The 16,227-nt window shown below is 65.8% G+C and carries 8 protein-coding genes; 2 read left to right on the top strand and 6 right to left on the bottom strand.

What is annotated here, in order from left to right:
- Position 1: 1 nt before the first annotated feature.
- Genes RID11_RS00975 through RID11_RS00985 form a run of 3 tightly spaced genes read right to left on the bottom strand, consistent with a single transcriptional unit; the run spans position 2 to position 10,851 of the window.
- Entirely contained in the window at positions 2-4,552 is a 4,551-nt protein-coding gene (locus tag RID11_RS00975; RefSeq protein WP_350135128.1) for a hypothetical protein, read from the bottom strand.
- Positions 4,552-7,299: a hypothetical protein gene (locus RID11_RS00980; RefSeq protein WP_350135131.1), complete on the bottom strand. Its 2,748-nt coding sequence runs from the start codon at positions 7,297-7,299 to the stop codon at positions 4,552-4,554. Before RID11_RS00980 ends, RID11_RS00975 begins: the two co-directional genes overlap by 1 nt.
- Before the next feature lie 15 nt (positions 7,300-7,314).
- Entirely contained in the window at positions 7,315-10,851 is a 3,537-nt protein-coding gene (locus RID11_RS00985; protein WP_350135134.1) for a DUF6603 domain-containing protein, read from the bottom strand.
- A 401-nt stretch (positions 10,852-11,252) separates the two neighbouring features.
- Between RID11_RS00985 and RID11_RS00990 the strand changes: the two genes are divergently transcribed.
- Positions 11,253-11,741: a twin-arginine translocation pathway signal gene (locus RID11_RS00990; RefSeq protein WP_350135137.1), complete on the top strand. Its 489-nt coding sequence runs from the start codon at positions 11,253-11,255 to the stop codon at positions 11,739-11,741.
- An 18-nt stretch (positions 11,742-11,759) separates the two neighbouring features.
- The gene (locus RID11_RS00995) at positions 11,760-12,371 is read left to right on the top strand and encodes a ferric reductase-like transmembrane domain-containing protein (RefSeq protein ID WP_350135140.1); all 612 of its coding nucleotides are present in this window, start codon (positions 11,760-11,762) and stop codon (positions 12,369-12,371) included.
- 9 nt (positions 12,372-12,380) lie between these two features.
- Here RID11_RS00995 and RID11_RS01000 read toward each other — a convergent pair whose 3' ends face one another.
- The 3 genes from RID11_RS01000 to fzlA all read right to left on the bottom strand — a co-directional run bounded on the left by RID11_RS01000 (position 12,381) and on the right by fzlA (position 16,216).
- On the bottom strand, positions 12,381-14,381 hold the full coding sequence (locus tag RID11_RS01000; RefSeq protein WP_350135143.1) for a hydantoinase/oxoprolinase N-terminal domain-containing protein: 2,001 nt from the start codon (positions 14,379-14,381) through the stop codon (positions 12,381-12,383).
- Between the two features lie 50 nt (positions 14,382-14,431).
- Positions 14,432-15,484 (bottom strand): tRNA epoxyqueuosine(34) reductase QueG, encoded by a 1,053-nt coding sequence (gene queG / locus RID11_RS01005; RefSeq protein ID WP_350135146.1) that lies wholly within the window; start codon positions 15,482-15,484, stop codon positions 14,432-14,434.
- 66 nt (positions 15,485-15,550) lie between these two features.
- Entirely contained in the window at positions 15,551-16,216 is a 666-nt protein-coding gene (gene fzlA, locus RID11_RS01010; protein ID WP_074784998.1) for an FtsZ-binding protein FzlA, read from the bottom strand.
- Positions 16,217-16,227: the final 11 nt, after the last annotated feature.

Below are 16,227 nucleotides of genomic sequence, written 5' to 3' on the forward strand. Positions count from 1 at the left end.
TCTACTCCTTCACCACGCCAAAGCCGCGCCGCTCGGCCACCGCCAGCGCATTGGCCGAGGTGCCGAGGCGCTGCAGATCGTCAAGGCCGTCTACCAGCCGGAACGCCAGCCCCCCGGTGCCCAGCGCCAGCCCGGTATTGCGCAGCCGGAATTGCGGAATACGGGCGCGCTCCTGATCTCCGTCGGTCTTGTGGGCGATCACGTTGGCCCCCGGCAATGCCGCGCCCGGCAACGCCCGCTCATGGCTCGAAAGCGCACGGATTTTCATCCAGTTGATGGTCTCGAACACCAGCCGCGCGGCGCGCAGGCCGGTCCAGTTGCGCACACCGTCATGCGGGGCCACCCCCAGAAGGATCGCATGCGGTGCCTCGCTTTGCGGACTGTCATAGTTGATGGCGATCCCCGCAGGCTGGGTCTGGCTCGGGCGTTGCAGGCTCCATTCATCGCAGACAATGCCACAGACCGGCGTCTTTTTCTCCATCAGCCTGTCACCGCTCAGGAAAATGCCGTGGTGGCGCACTTGGGGGGCCTCCTCGACCGGGCGCGGATCGGCCTGCAGGTCATCCGGATCAATCGTCGCCTCACGGCGTGATCTGAACCCGCTGCGTCCGGCAAGGGACGCCAATTGTGCCGCCCGACCGCTATTCGGACGATGCGCGCCCCAGGGATCAAGCGCCTCGGAAACCCCGGCCGCCGCATCCACAACCGGCTGCAACGCAGGCAGATTGCGCGGCACCGGCGGCAGGATGATCATCGCCTCCCCATCCAGCGCCTGCTGCAAGGCCGCCACACAGCCCTGCAGATCACCCTTGGCTGCGGCCAGCGACGCGTGCCCCGTCGGCGCATGATCGCGCAAGGCCGCCGCCAGCCGCGCCTTCTGCGCCTCCATCCGCGCGATCATGTCGCGCTGCCGCCCGATCACGGCGTCCGGGTCCTCGACCGCCTCGGCACTGGTGAAATGGCGCAGGGCCCCGGGCATGCCGTAATCCGCCAGCGGTTCCAGAAACCGGCCCAGCAAGACCGCGCGATGCTGCTCGACGCGCTCCATCGCCCGGTCGATCTCGGGCTGACCGGCGCCGCTGTCGATCACCCGAAGGGCCTCCAGCACCTCGGTTTCAAACACCGAAATGGCGTTATTGGCGGCATCGAGCGCCGCCTGCATCCTCGCATGTAAAAGCTTGATACGCTCTCGCAGCGCCGAAATCCCGTACCCCACCGCCACGATCGCATCCGCCTCAGGCAATTCCCCGTTGCGGATGTCGGCACTGGCATTCAGGTCCGAATGATCCAGACTGCGGCCGTTCTTGGCCGTCTTGCGGATCAGGTCGGCCCGCTGCAGCAATTCTTCGAGGGACGGGTGCCCGGCACTCAGGTTCACGTCAAAGGCCAGCCCGTCGCCGGGTTGCACATCACCCAATTGGGCCAGCAGTGCCGGCTGTTGCATCAACTGCCGTGCAAGGGCCGCCTTGGCCCTGACCTGCACTTCGCTGGCACCGCCGATGACCAGATCGATCGGCGCCATCCCCAGATCCTCGGCCAGGTGCAGCGAGACCGTGGAGATGGGCCCCGGCCCGCCCGCCGCAGACGCGGACGCGCTCAACGACATCTCGAGCCGCGCCTCACCAAACCCGTCGAACACCTGCGCGGCAAAACCCGCCAGCCCCGGTTCGGCAATCTCGCGCGGGCGGGCCTTGGGTTTGGGCGCAACCTCGTCCAGCATCAGGCTCACCCGGTAGGACGACCCCTGCCCCAGCCGCTGCGTCTTCAGGAACAACGGCTGCCCCGGCGGCGGATGGCCTGACAAGACCTGCAACCAGGCATTGGCGGCATCCCCTTGCCCGAGGGCGCGGCGATGCACCGCCTCGGCCATCACGATATCCGCAAGCGCATCGAGATCATCCGCCAGCACCGCCTGCAACGCCCTGAGCGGGCCCTGATTTTGCGGATCGTCGACAAAGGCAAGCCCGTTGAACACGCGGCGCGCGGTGATCCCGTCCTCACGCTCCCCCTCCAGCGGATAGCGTGCGCGCAACTGCAGGATCAGCGCATCATGCTTCATGTCATGCAGCCAGCGTTCCCCACGCAGGCCCAGCCCTTCCTGCAGGTCGTGGCCCTTGCCGATCAGGTCCATCAGTCGCAGCGCCCGTCGGGTGCGCCCCGAACTCAGGTCGATGCTGAACGCCCCGCCGCCCCGGTGCCGCAGATAGGCCGAGCGCAACAGCGCCGCCGTTTGTGCCTGCGGCACCGACGGGGCCTGAATATATCCGTCGCTCCCACCGGTCACACTTTCGGGGCGCAGCTTGCCGATAAACCCGTAATACCCCCCGGCCAGCCCGGTCTGCCCGGCCTGCCGGTCGGCCTTCAACCGCGCATAGGCAAGCCCGGTGGCATAGGCATCCACCCGATGCTGGAACAGGTCGATCACCTCGCATAACAGCACCTCCAGATGCGCGCGCCCCTGCGGACGCCGGGCAATCGTCTCAAGCTGGCGCAGGGCCGCCGCGTAATCCTGATTGAGCCGCGACACCTTCTCGATCACACGATTTCCGATGGCCTCAACGCCGATGCTTCCCGGTCTCAGCCGCCCCGCCGACCCGGCACTGAACCCTGACATCGTCTTATCGATCGCCTGCAACTGCCGCCGCAGCCTGAGATCCGGGACGGTGTCCAGCTTCAGATCAAGGATATGCGGGCGTCCGCCACCCGGCTTTGCGCCGCTGTCGGACGTCTCGAGAACATCCTTCAGAACCCATGACTTGATATTGCGCTCCAGCGTCAGCCGGGCCAGCCGATAGAGCAGCGGCCAGCGACGGTTGCGCAGGTCCGGGTCCGGCAAATCCGCCAACGGCGTCTCACGCAGCGCCACCAGATAGCTGGACGCCCGGTATTTCGTCTGCCCGCCATCCACATAAGGGCAGCCAAGACCCTTGATGTCATCCGCGCTCGCGCCCACGCCCGACACGTCGATGCGCTTGGACACCCGTGTCGTTGACAGGATATCGAACAGCTTGTCGGCGCTTTCCGGGTCGCCAGGCTGGATCACCGGCACGCTGGCATCGGCCTGCGGTGGCAGAAAGGCCCGGTTGAATTGCGAATAGCGCGTCAGGAAGTCATGCACCTTTTTCGTCGCGTCATCCTGACCCGGCGCATCGGGCTTGAATGTGCCGATCTCGGTCATCGGCAGCACGCCCATGGCATTGCGCCCGACCCGGACGGCAGGCAGCGCCCCACGCGCGGCAATCGACGCCGCCATGATCTCGATAAACGCGTCCTCGGTGACACCGGGCACCTGACTGACCCCATCCAGCGCACTGTCCAGCAAGGCCGGGCCGATCACCCGCAACATCGCCCTCGCATCCTCGAATCCGGTATCGTCCCCGTCGACCGCCTTGCGCAACTCCGCCTGCGGCAGGTCGAACGCCTCGGCCAACAGGTCTGCGGCATGGGTCTTGCCACTGCCATAGCCGCCGCGCTCCAGCGCCGTTGCGCGCGGGGTGAACCCGGTCAGATCCGCCTCGGGCCGGTTCAGATAGGACAGGCCATCGGGCGAATTGTTGGTCGCGCTGTCCTGCGGCATGAACCCGAACGCGCCGGTTGCCACATGGCTGCGCAGCAACGCCTCGATGTCATCACGCGCGCCGCTGCCCGCAAGCCCGACGGCGATGATCCAGTCCGCTGACCGCGCCCGCCTGATCGTCTCGGGATCGTCTATCTTGACGCCCATGCCATGGCCAACGGCGGTTTCGAAATCCACCAGCCACCCACCGGGATCGGCCGCCTCGGGCGTATAAGAGACCACGCTTGCGGCAGCCTTGGTATTGGCCGGAATCTTGCCGCCCTCCGCCAGATACTCGACCGCGCCGTCGATCACCCCGTAAAGCGCCACCTTGCCCGGCAGCGCGGCGATGCGCCCGATCCGCGTCTGATGATCCGCGTCCCCCGCCGCATCACCCGCGCGCATGAGATGCACCGCGCGGCAAGCCCCCACACCGCTGACGAAATGCTGCCACTGCGCGCTGACCTCGGCATCGGACATGTCCCACCACGGCCTGCCGCCAATCGCCTCCTCGAAGGCGCGTTTCGCGGCGACCTCGTCCGCGCTCATCGGGGCGACACCCTCCTCGGCAAAGCTTTCATCGGGATACCACCGCACCCAAAGCTGCTCGGTCTGCGCGAATTTGCGCGTCTCGAATGTCGCGGACCGCTTTGAAAACCGGTCCAGCGTCGCGGCCTTTTTCGCCGCCGCCTCCTGCCGCTTGGCAAGCGATTTCAGGCCACGCGCCCTCTCGAACGGCTTTATCGCCTCGCGGATATCCCCCGTGTCCTTGATCTTGACCGGCACGTTGACCTTCATGAACCGGTATTCCAGCGCCAACGGCAACAGCGCCAGCGGCACCGCGCGCTGCTTCAGAAAATCGGCGAGCCGGTCCTGCAACTCCGGCGTCAGACCGATATCAGGCACCTCGATCCGGTCGGGCGCGCCTCTGATCCCGATACGCCGCCGGGTCGCGGCTCTGCGCCCGACACGGGGTGGCTTTGGCCGGCGACCCATTACAACACCCTCCTGAGCGGCAGCACGCCCGCAACCGGCTTTTGCCAGAACGCCCGCGCCAGCGACGCCGATGTGCGCGACCCGCCAAGGTGATTGGGCGAAAGCGGCACGCTCCGGCTCGCCGAGACGTCAATATAACCCGAGGGGCCGGGCGTCAGATGCGCCCATGACAGCTGATCCCAGCCGGTGATCTGCGACAGCGGCGGCGCATCGGCCTGCGCCAGCCGTGCCCGTCCTTCAAATGGCAGTTGCGGCCGGTACGGGCGCGCGGTCAGGCTCTCCATCTTGAAACCATAGGTCATGATCGTCTCATCCCGCCGCGCCTGCCGCACTGCGAGCGACCCCACATCGAGCCCGAAGCGCAATCGACCGGCGGGCTCGTAGATCACAAAGAAGACCCGGTCGCGCAACGCCGGGTCCAGCACCTCCTCGCGCGATATCTCGAACCCGTAATAACTGGTATCGCCGCCGATCTTACCGATGAACGCAGGCGCAAGATCGCGCCCCGCGCCCGCCGTAAACCCGGCATCATCCCCGGCGATGTTGATCGCAAGAATAGGATCGCCCAGCTTGCGCACGATATCGCCACGGATCACCACGATCAGGTTTTCCTTCGCATTGCTGGCCGCGTCCGGCACGTTGCGGCCCAGCCGCGCGTCCCATTCGTGGATCGGGCCGATATCGTCGCCTGCCGACTCGCCCTTGGGGTGGCCCCTGTCCCAGAACCGCCGAAAGATCGTGCCGCGCATATCCGTGGGAAACTCGCGCCAGCGCAGTTCACGGTTCATCTCGTGGTTCATGCCCAGCAGGAACGCCTCGACGAAGGGCCGGTTTTCCTCGACCACCGCGACGGTGTTGTCGGGCAGCTTTTCGGCCCCGGCGAACAGAGCGGTTTCGCTGACCTGCTTCAACATCGCGCTCATCGGATAGGCGATCTCGGGCGCACGCCAGACCGGCCTGACCCGGGCACGCTCGGTCTCTTTCAGGCCGCGCACGCTGACCAGCGATTTATAGACAGGCAGCCGCGCAAGGGTGCGCGCGAGCGGCGCAACCAGATCAACGCTGGAATAGGTGCGCACCGTGACCGTCGGCACCTTGGCCGGTCTGATCCCGTCGATCCGCTCAAGGTCAAAGATCGGGGCCAGACCCTTGACCATCTCCGGCGACACCTGCAAGGACGCGCGCCGATCCGTGATCCTCCGCTCCGCCGCACGCGAGGTGTCGCCCAGTGCCGCGGGCATCGGCACCACATCCCGCGCGATTTCGGCACGCCGTGACACCGGCACGCTGCGCTTGGCCGCGACATGGCGCAGGCTGCGCGCTGCGGTGCTCAGCGGGACACCGTTTTCCGACAGTTGCTGCGCCACGGTCATGCCTTTCGACACTTCGACCGCACCATGCAGCCCCTGCGACAGCGCCAGCGAAACATCGCTCGGCAAGGTCTCGAAATGCCGCGCCGTCAGTCTTTCGGCCATGCGCTTGGCCGCCTGCAACCGCGCCAGCCGTTCATTGGCCTCGACGATCTCTTCATACTGGGTCCAGGCCAGATGCGCGAACATCTCCTGATTGCGCTGCACCACCCGCGCGCCCAGCCCCGCCACCTGCCGGAACTTCAGATCAAGGTTGATCTGGTCGAACCACGCCCCCTGCCTGGCGCGCTGCTCGGAAATCTCCGTTTCCGGCTTGTAGCGAAAGCCATAGGGCGGGAACGCCACAAGCGGGTCCTCGTCCTCATCGCCCACATCGGTCGCGCCGGTCATCACCTCGGTCAGCGTGCCGGTCATCGGTCCGATCAGATCCGCCGGGGTATCGAGGTCAGGGTGACCGCTGCGCGGCACCTGCATCGCCGATTGCCGGGCAAAACCCGCCCCAGGAAACGTCTTGTCATAATATCCCGGTGTCTCGGCAGAGACGCCCACATCTCCGATCAGATCCTCCAGATCGTCCAGATCCAGCGCCCTGAGCCGCCGCAGCAGCAGTTCCACATCTTCCTGCGCATCGGTGGTAAAGCGCCAGTCGAAATAGACCGGCAGATCGACCGGCCCGGCACTCTGCGACCAAGCGAAGGCGTCATGCGGCGTGGCCGCGCCGCCTTGGCCCAGCCCGGCCAGCCGCCCGGCCTCATAGACAGGCACGAGAAACCCGTAATAGCTCGTCACCGGCTTGAGCTTTCGCAGACACATCAGCCGGGAAAAATTGGCGTCGGCATCGCTCTGCAAGACGGCTTCGGCGTTTTGCGCCGCCGTTCCCGTGGCGTCATCCGGGATATTGGCCTGCACATGGGCACTCGCCCATAGCTGCGCGGGGTCCGGCAGCGATTGCGCCGCATCACCCACCTGAATCCGCCGCAGCGTCGAACGCCCGCCCTGCACAAAGGAAAACTCGCCCGCCTCCAGCACGATCAGCGCCAGCCACGGCATCTTGCGCGCGCCACCCCCGGTATCGAGCGAGAACCGCCACGGAAAATCCGCATCGGCAAACTCCAGCAACGGAAAGTAATTCGGCTCGAACCCGCGCAGGCCGGGGCGCGGCTCGATCCGCGAAATGGCGGCGCGGTCGATCGACTTGATATCCCCCGGCCCCCGCAGCGCGGATCTGACCGGCACGCGCGCACCCTGTGTCGTACCATCCTTCTCGATCGCGAACTCATAGCTCAGCGACAGCCGCGCCTCGCCCGCAGCAGGGGGTCGGGCCAGCGCCGACATCCCCGATTGCGCATGCGGCAGAAGGGTGAATTTCTCTGGCATCGCGTCCTCCCCTCCTTACAGCCGCCCGACGGCAAAGATGTAATCGGTCATCACCGGGTTGACCTCGTGCAGCATATCCACCGGCGGTTGGCCCAGCGGCTGCACCTGATGCGCGGCCTGCGCGAATGAGCCATTGGCCAGCCCCGCCGTCAGCAACTCGTCACGAATGCCGGCCCCGGCCAGATCCGGCGCAGGCGGCAGCGTGTCAAAGAACCGGCCCGCCTCGTCGAACGCCCCTTCAGAGACAAAGATATCAGGCACCGGCGCAGGGGCCGGGGTATCGGGCTGCACCAGACGGTCCATGCGGGTCACCTGCGCCCGCAATTCCAGTTCCCGGGCGTTGAACCGGCGCAGCACATCGCCCAGAACATCGGGCCGCTGCGGTGTGACCCGCGCGGCCAGCGGCGGCGCATCCGTCTGCACGGGTATTTCCACATATTCATAGGCGTAATCACTCTCGATCGCCGCGTCCGTGGCCCCGCTCAGCCCCGGCCCGGCGATCTCGACACCGGCCTTGTGATCCTCGAACACCGTCGCGCGCAGCCGTTCGGCATCGGACAGGTTGAAGAAATGACCATGCACGAAACTCTGCTCGGCCGCCTGCGCCTGCACCGCTTGGCCGTTGGCGTCGAACACCGCCAGATCCATCTTGGCCGAACCGCCAGCGATCTGGCCCTCGCCAACCTTCTCTATGGTGATATCCAGCGGCACCGCCGTCTGCACCAGCCGCGCCCCGCCCAACGCGTCGATCAGGCTCTCGCCCTCGTCAGCCTGCACGAAACTGACCCCGCCGGTGCGGTTGACCGGCGCCACCGGCTCGAACCCGCGCGCCTTTTCCAGCGCCTGCCGCAACAGCGCCACCGGGTCCGCCGTCGGCACCGGCAGGCTCTGCTGCGATCCCCAGCGATGCGTAATGCCGAACTTGATATCCTTGCGCAGGATCGTCGCCCAGACATTGCCGGAGATGTAAAAGGTATTCGGCCCCTTCAGCCGCAAGTCGAACCCGAGGCTCAGCGCCACATTGCCATTGCGCAACAGGCTCAGCCCACCGCCCAGCGCCACATCGAACTGGAACGGATCGAAATAGACCAGCGCATCAAGATAGACATACCCCTCCGCCGCCAATTGCCCGATGATCCACAGGTCAGGGCCTCTGGCATAGAGATCAGCACGCGCCCCGAACTGCAGCGAATTCGAGGTGATCGCGGTATATCCCGAAATCGTCACGCGCGGGTTGTCGCTGCCAAAGGCGAGCGTGATCGCCCGCAGGTCCGGCAGGTTCGACGGTTTCGGGAAAGACGGGTGCAGCCCCCCGAAAGACGCCACATGCTCCAGCCGCGGCGCCCAGCCGGTGCGCACCGCCGCATCCCCCGAGATCGTAAAGGTCAGGATCCGCGAATTCAGCAGCGTCGCGTCAAAGCTGATCGTCCGCGCGCTGAAATCAATCTCGCCAAAGAAGGTGATGCTGATCTCGACAATCGCCGCCTCCTTGGTCGGCAGCGCCATGCCCAGCCCGCCAAGGATTATGATGCGCACCTCCGCGCCGACCTCCAGGATCAACCCCAGCTTGACCTCGACCAGCACCGGCTGCCCCCAGCCGATCCTGACCACCGGCCCGATAATGTGCTGCCCGCTTTGCGGCGGCATCACATTGGCCATGTCCTCCAGAATACGGGCCGCGTTCTCGATCGGGTCGGACGGAAAGATCAGGCTATCCAGCCGCCCTTCATACAGCACACTGCGCAGCTCATCGCTGTTGATGGTGCGGTTGACCCCGATGAATCCACCAACCCCGGTCAGGAAGAAGCCAAAGGCCAGCGGCACGTTGAATTCACCAAAGATCGACGCGGCAAAGCTGAACTTGCCCGGCTCGTCGGGCAACTCGGTGTTGAGGATCGCAAAGGCCGAAAACCCAAAGGTCTGAAACTTCAGCGCCAACGCGCCGCGATATTCGCTCTCATCGATCGACAGAAACCCGCCGCCGCTCACCACGTCGCTCTGCAGGGCGAGGGCATAGCCCGACGGCGGCACAAACCCGAACTCCAGATCGTGACGGCCAAAGATCCCGTCAGCCTCCGGTGCCTCGACCAGCGCCGCAGACACCCCGATATCCTCGGCATAGGCAAACAGCGGTCCGATGGTCAGATCGCCCGTGGTGGTCAGCTTCAGCGTCATCGGCTCGTCAAAGTCGAGTTCGACGCCAAACTCATAGATGTTCACCGGCCCAAGACTGAGCTGAACCGGGATCACGATCCCGAGGTTCGAGCCGCCTTCGAAATACACCCCCTTGCCCGGTCGCCAGCCCAGCGCCAGATCACCGGCATTGATCTCCAGCGGCCCGCTCAAAACCGCGTTGAGCAGCCCGTCATCGCCGGGGTCGATCACCATGGTCAACTGCGTGACCCCACCCGCGACATAGCCATCGAACGCCTGTGCCGATGACACCGAACCGCCCGCTTTCACGCTCACCCCGTCGATCTGCACCCGGGTGCCGTCGGCCTCCCCGATCAGCACGATCTTTTGCGCGCCCTGCGGCGGCGATAGCGTCATCTCGGCCCCGAACTCGCCGTTGAATGCCGCAGCACCAACCCCCAGATCGGCCCGCAGCCCCGAAGGCCGCATCGACAGCACCGCACCGCCCAGCGCACCGACATTGCCGTCAATCGACAACTCACCCTGTCCCCCGAACAGGCTTGTGGTCTGGTTCAAGCTGCCTTTTGAATAGGGCCCGAGCGCCATGCCCCGATCCGTCGGCGGATGCCCTGCGCCCGCGCCCGAAACCGGGAACAGCGCCGCGCCGAACTCGGCCACCGCGCCATTGTCAGCCGCCGCCGCAATCGGGGCCACGATCATGGTCCGGCCATCGCCGTCATCTGCCGCACTGGGCAGAAACTGCTGCACCTGAACGTCGCTCATCCGCTCCATCCGGGTCAGCGAGGTGATCGTCTCCAGCACCGCCGCCAGCCGGAGCAGCGCGGCATCGCTGTCGAAATCATCTCCCCAGCCATAGACCTCCCGGCCCCAACCTTGCGGATCACGAAACAACTGCCCCAGCCGGGCCCAATTCAGCAGGTAATAGTCATACGCCACACCACGCCAGCGCGGGTCGCTGTCCTCGCGCACGGAAACGGTCTGATGAATGCCCAGAAACTGCAGGATGCGCAGCGCCGTATCCGCCCGGCCGCGCAGATATTGCGTCAGCAGATCGGCCAGCACATCCCCCGGCAACCGGCCAAGGTTCTCGGTCTTGTTGGGCAAGCCCGCCAGATCCTGCAAATTTGAGAACGCATTGCCGAACTCATCCAGCCCGGTAAAGCTGTCGCGCGCCAGTGCAATCACTGCGTCGACGTCGATATTCTCGACACCGCCCTGAGCGATATCGCCATCGACCTGCGCAATCAGATCAGCGGTCGATCCGGCCAGCGGGGCGAGGCTCTGCACCGATCCGCTCAACGCCGAGACATCGACGTCATAGCCGAATTTCAGCAGATACTGCGCAAGCGCCTCTTCGTTCTCTACAGCAGCATTGAGCGGCGCAATGAAACGCGCCATTTCCGACAAGACTGATTTCACAAAATCAGACACGGGTTCCAACCAGTCAGCGGCAAAGCGGCTGTTTTCAAAGGGCTTCAAAATAGCTTTGAAGATCAGCCTAAGCGGCAGGCGCAAGACCTGTCCAGAGAAATCCCGACAGCCCATAGGTTGAGCAGATTTCCGGCGAAATGACGCCCATGCGCCAACCGCTGCGACACCCGGAACTCAATCGCCCGGCCCCGCGTTGCACCGCGTGCCGCAGGGCCGCACCAGCCTGACAGCACGCAAAAGCGGCGCATCACAAAATCATAAGCGCCACCTTGCCGGTTTTGCGCGGCGAACTCTCGGAATCAGTGCATGATGCACTATATTCAAAGCAGACATGCCACGTGAATCTCAAACCGAAGAAAGGACGCGACATGCCGACCAGTTTCTTCACCCGCCGCGCCTTTGTCGCCGCCGGATGTGCCATTGCCGGGGCCGGGGCGTCCGGCCTGATCGTGCCCGCCCGCGCGGCGGGGCTCGACCCCACCCGCACCATGCGCGGCGGTGCCAACAATTACCTCCCCGATGCGCCCATCGTCGACCGGATCGGCGGCGGCGGCTTCTGGATGCCCGCCCCGGTGCGCCGCGCCGGTGACGGCGCGCCGCTCTCCGGTCAGCGCATCCAGATCTGGGCCCATACCACCGAAGGCCACGAACGCGACCCGCACAGCCACGGCGCGACGCTCACCGATGAAAACGGCCAATTCCGGCTCGAAATGCCGCAGATCGTGCCCGCGTTCGGCCAGCCACATGGCCACCTCGCCTATGATAGCGGCGACTTCGAGACGGTGTTCCTCCGCCCCGTCATGCCAAGCGCGAACGACACCAGCCTCGAGGCGCATTTCGTCCTGCAGCCCGCCTGATCCGGCGGGTTGAAAGGCATGCCGCATATCCGGACCCTCCTGATCTGGGGCGCACTTCTGCTGGCCGCCGCAATTCCGCTCGTCGCCGCCGGTCAAAGCCCGCTTCTGGCCTGGCGCAGCCCGGTCTATATCGCGGCCGGGTTCGCCGGGGTGATCGGCCTTGTCCTCATCCTGCTGCAGCCGCTGCTGATCGGCGGCTACCTGCCCGGTCTCTCTCAAACCCGGCGACGCCGCCTGCACCGGCGGACCGGCACGCTTCTGGTGGTGATGGTGATCACCCATGTCGCGGGCCTCTGGATCACCAGCCCGCCCGATGTCGTCGATGCCCTGACCTTCACCTCGCCCACCCCGTTCTCGGCCTGGGGCGTAATCGCGATGTGGATGGTGTTTCTCGCCGCCCTCCTCGGCCTCGTCCGCCGCCGCTGGCCCTGGCGTCTGCACAGTTGGCGTCTCGCCCATACCGGCACCGTGCTGGTGATCGTGACCGGCACCGTCGTGCATGCGCTGCTGATCCAGGGCACGATGGGGACGCTCTCCAAGACCATGCTTTGCCTGCTCGCCCTGATCGCACTCGCCAAGGTCATCTTTGACCGGCGCGTCTGGCGCTCCGGCCTGCGCCGCAACGGCTAGGCCGTGCGCTCAGCTTGCAATACGCGGTCGCCCGCTCGCCTCCACCACGATCTCGGCCTCCAAAAACACCCACCGCGCCTCGGCCTGCGCCTCCTTTATCTCGCGCCGCGCGGTGACGTGGATATCCACCGCCCCCGCCGCCTCGGCCTCGGTCCGCGCCTCGGCGCTCAGCGCCGCCTCAAGCGCGTCCATCGCCGTATCAGAGCCTGTGTAATCCTCTGGCCCACTTTCCAGATGCACCCGGTATTTGCCCTCCGACGGTGACGTGACCGTGCCGCCCCGCCGGATCGTCACCCGCCCCACGACAGCCCCGATGGCATTGGCCACCCCGCCATGTTCCGGAAGGATCATCTGACAGCCCAGCCGCGCGCCCACCGCCGGGTAATAACATCCGGCAGACGCCCCCAGCCCGACCACCGGCACACCCAGCCCGCTGTCGAGACGCACCAGCCCGTGATGCCGATCAAGGCCCTTCTGCATCAGGACATGCGCGGCCAAGGCCTCGGGCGACAGGCCGAATTCTACGCCATCTTCCGCAAAAGCAGTCTCTAACAAGGCCAAACTCGTCTGATATGTCAATCGATCCACGATCATGCGCGCCAGTTGCTCCGCCCCCTGCGCCAGCCGGTTCCCCGATCCGGTCCGCTTGCGCGCCACGACCTCCAACGCCATTCGGGCAGCCTCGCTGTCCCAGCCTGCCTGCCGCCCCAGAACATGGCTTGCATCCGAGGGCGTGACCCCGGCCACCTGCACCAGCCCGCGCCGCACCAACCGCGCCAGCGCCGCATGATCCATCCGGGATCGCAGCACCTTGCCCACCGGCATGATATCGTCTCTAATTCGGCCCAAAAGCGCCATTTCCCGCTCGCCCAGCCCCCCGGCCTCGATCCCCGGCACCGCCCGCACAAACCGCGCGTCATGCTCTCCCGGCGCGCTCGCGCGCAGCTGATCCTCCAGCGCGGCATGCACCGCCGCCCCCGCCTCCATCGCCATCAGGCTCACCGGCACCACCCGGCGCGGGCCAAGGGTCACGCCGCCCTGCAGCCCGGCATCCTGCACATGCACCTCGCTGTCACCCCCAAGGCCGAAGGTGCGCATCGCCACCGCCTCGACCATGGTGCGCCACGGCCCCACCCGCGCGCCTTGCGGGTCAATCGCGGGCCGCCCGCCGGTCAGCACCGCCACATCAGTCGTCGTGCCGCCGATATCCGACACCAGCGCATGATCCGCCCCGGTCATCCAGCGCGCGCCCACGATGCTCGCCGCAGGCCCGCTCAGAATCGTCTCGATGGGCCGTTCCCGCGCCTGATCGGCACTGATCAGGGCCCCGTCGCCGCGCACCACCATCAACGGCGCAGCCACCCCCAGATCGCGCAGCTTGCCCTCCGCCCGGTCGATCAGCCGCGCGATCATCGCGATCAGCCGCGCATTGAGTAGCGCCGTCAGCGCCCGCTTCGGCCCATTGAGCTTGGCCGACAGGTGATGCGAAAGGCTCACCGGCTTGCCTGTAATCTCGCGGATCATCTCCGCCGCCGCCAGCTCATGCGCAGGGTTGCGCGTGGCAAAGAGCGACGCCACCGCATAGGCCGACGCGCCTGTATCAGTCTCTAACCATGCCAAAAGCGCGTCTCGATCCAGCGGCGCGGCCTCGCTCCCCGCATGGCTGTGCCCGCCCGCGATCACCAGCGCCGGATCACCGCCCAGCGCCTCGGCCAGCCCATGCGCCTGCAAATCCGCCGCGCGAAATCCGATATAGACCAGCCCCGCGCGCCCGCCCTGCCCTTCGACCAGCGCATTCGTCGCCAGCGTCGTCGACAGCGACGCCAGCCCGATCTCGGCCACATCCACGCCACTCGCAGCCAGCACCGCCTCCACCGCGGCACCAATCCCCACCGCCAGATCATGCCGCGTGGTCAGCGCCTTGGCGCTCGCCACCACCTCGCGCTCATCCCGAATGAGCACGGCATCCGTGTAGGTGCCGCCCGTATCCACGCCCAGAGCCAATGCCATGCGTCCGCACTCCCGTTCCGCCTTGCCAGCGGTGTACCGGGTTTCCCGCGCTATTCCAGCCCGTTTGCGTCACGATCCAGTCGCTTGACCGCCCAACGCGCCGCATCCGCCACCGTCGCGTCGGTATCCTCGCAATGCCCCTGCGCCACCGCCCGCAGCGACATATCTCCCGAATTGCCGATCGCATAAAGCACATTGCGCAGGAACCGGTCGCGCCCGATCCGCTTGATCGGACTGCCCGAAAACCGCGCCCGAAAACCGGCATCGTCCAGCGCCGCCAGTTCCGCCAGCGGCGGTGCCACCAGATCCTCGCGCGCGTGATACTTCACCTCTCGCGCCTCGACCGCGAACTTGTTCCACGGACAGACCGCCAGACAATCGTCACAGCCATAGATCCGATTGCCCAACAAGGGCCGCAACGCCTCGTCGACGGGCCCTTTATGCTCGATCGTCAGGTAGGAAATGCAACGCCGCGCATCCAACTGGTAGGGGGCCGGAAAGGCATCGGTCGGACAGATATCCAGACAGGCCCGGCACGACCCGCAATGATCGACTTCCGCCGGATCAGTCTCGATATCCAGCGTCGTGAACACCGACCCGATAAAGAACCAACTGCCCAGATCACGACTCACCAGGTTGGTATGTTTGCCCTGCCAGCCAAGCCCCGCCGCCTCGCCCAGCGGCTTCTCGGGCACGGGGGCGGTATCGACAAACACCTTCACCTCGCCGCCCGCCTCAGTGATCAGCCACCGCGCCAGCCGCTTCAGCCGCTTCTTGACCGTGTCGTGATAGTCTCTGTTGCGGGCATAAACCGAGACATTGCCCCGATCCCGCCGCGCCAGCCCCGCCAGCGGGTCCTCCTCCGGCGTATAGCTTTCGCCCAGCACGATCACCGTGCGCGCCTCGGGCCAGAGCACCTCCGGCGCACCCCGCCAATGGGCACGCTCCTCCAGCCAGCCCATCTGCCCGTGATAGCCCTGCTCCAGAAACGCCGCCAGCCGCTCCGGCACATGGCCCACATCCCACGGACGACACAGCCGACAGGCATCAAACCCCTCGGCCCGCGCCTGCTCGATCAGTCTCTGTTTCAGCCCGTTCTTCATCTTGCCAAGAAATATCCCGGGGTGAATTGGCCGAAGGCCAAGAGGGGCAGCGCCCCTGAACCTGAACTAGAAATCCAGATCGGCATAATGCGCCGGTGGCGGAAATCCCGAAACCTGATCCGCCAATATCCCCCGAAACGCCGGGCGCGACTTGATCTTGGCATACCAATCCTTGACCGCTTCAGAGCGGTGCCAATCCACATCCGAGATATAATCCAGCGCCGACAGATGCGCGGCCGCCGCGAAATCCGCCAGCGTCATCACATCGCCCGCCAGCCAGCGCCGGTGATCCAGCAGCCAGGCCATGTAGTCGAGGTGATACTTGATCGCCCGCGCGCCGTCCTTGACGTTGCGACTGTCGGGAAAGCCCTGTTTCATCACCTTCTTGTTGACCCGCTCATAGAGCAGCTTCGAGGTCACCTCGTGATGAAACTTGTCATCGAACCACGCCACCAGCCGTCGCACCTCGTAGCGCGATTCGGCGCTTTTCGGCATCAGCGCGGGTTCGGGGTATTTCTCTTCCAGATATTCGCAGATCGCCGCGCTTTCGGCCATTGTCTTGCCGTCGATCTTCAGCACCGGCACCTTGCCCGCCGGGTTGCGGCGCAGGAAATCCGGGTCCTGTTCCCAATAGCGTTCCTCGGCCAGTTCGCATTCGATCTTCTTCTCCGCAAGGCTAAGCCGCACCTTGCGGCAGAACGGGGAAAGCGGGACGTGATAGAGCTTGGCCATCGTCAGACTAC

Origin of the sequence: Roseovarius sp., assembly GCF_040219995.1 — a bacterium.
In the GTDB taxonomy this organism is placed as follows: domain Bacteria; phylum Pseudomonadota; class Alphaproteobacteria; order Rhodobacterales; family Rhodobacteraceae; genus Roseovarius.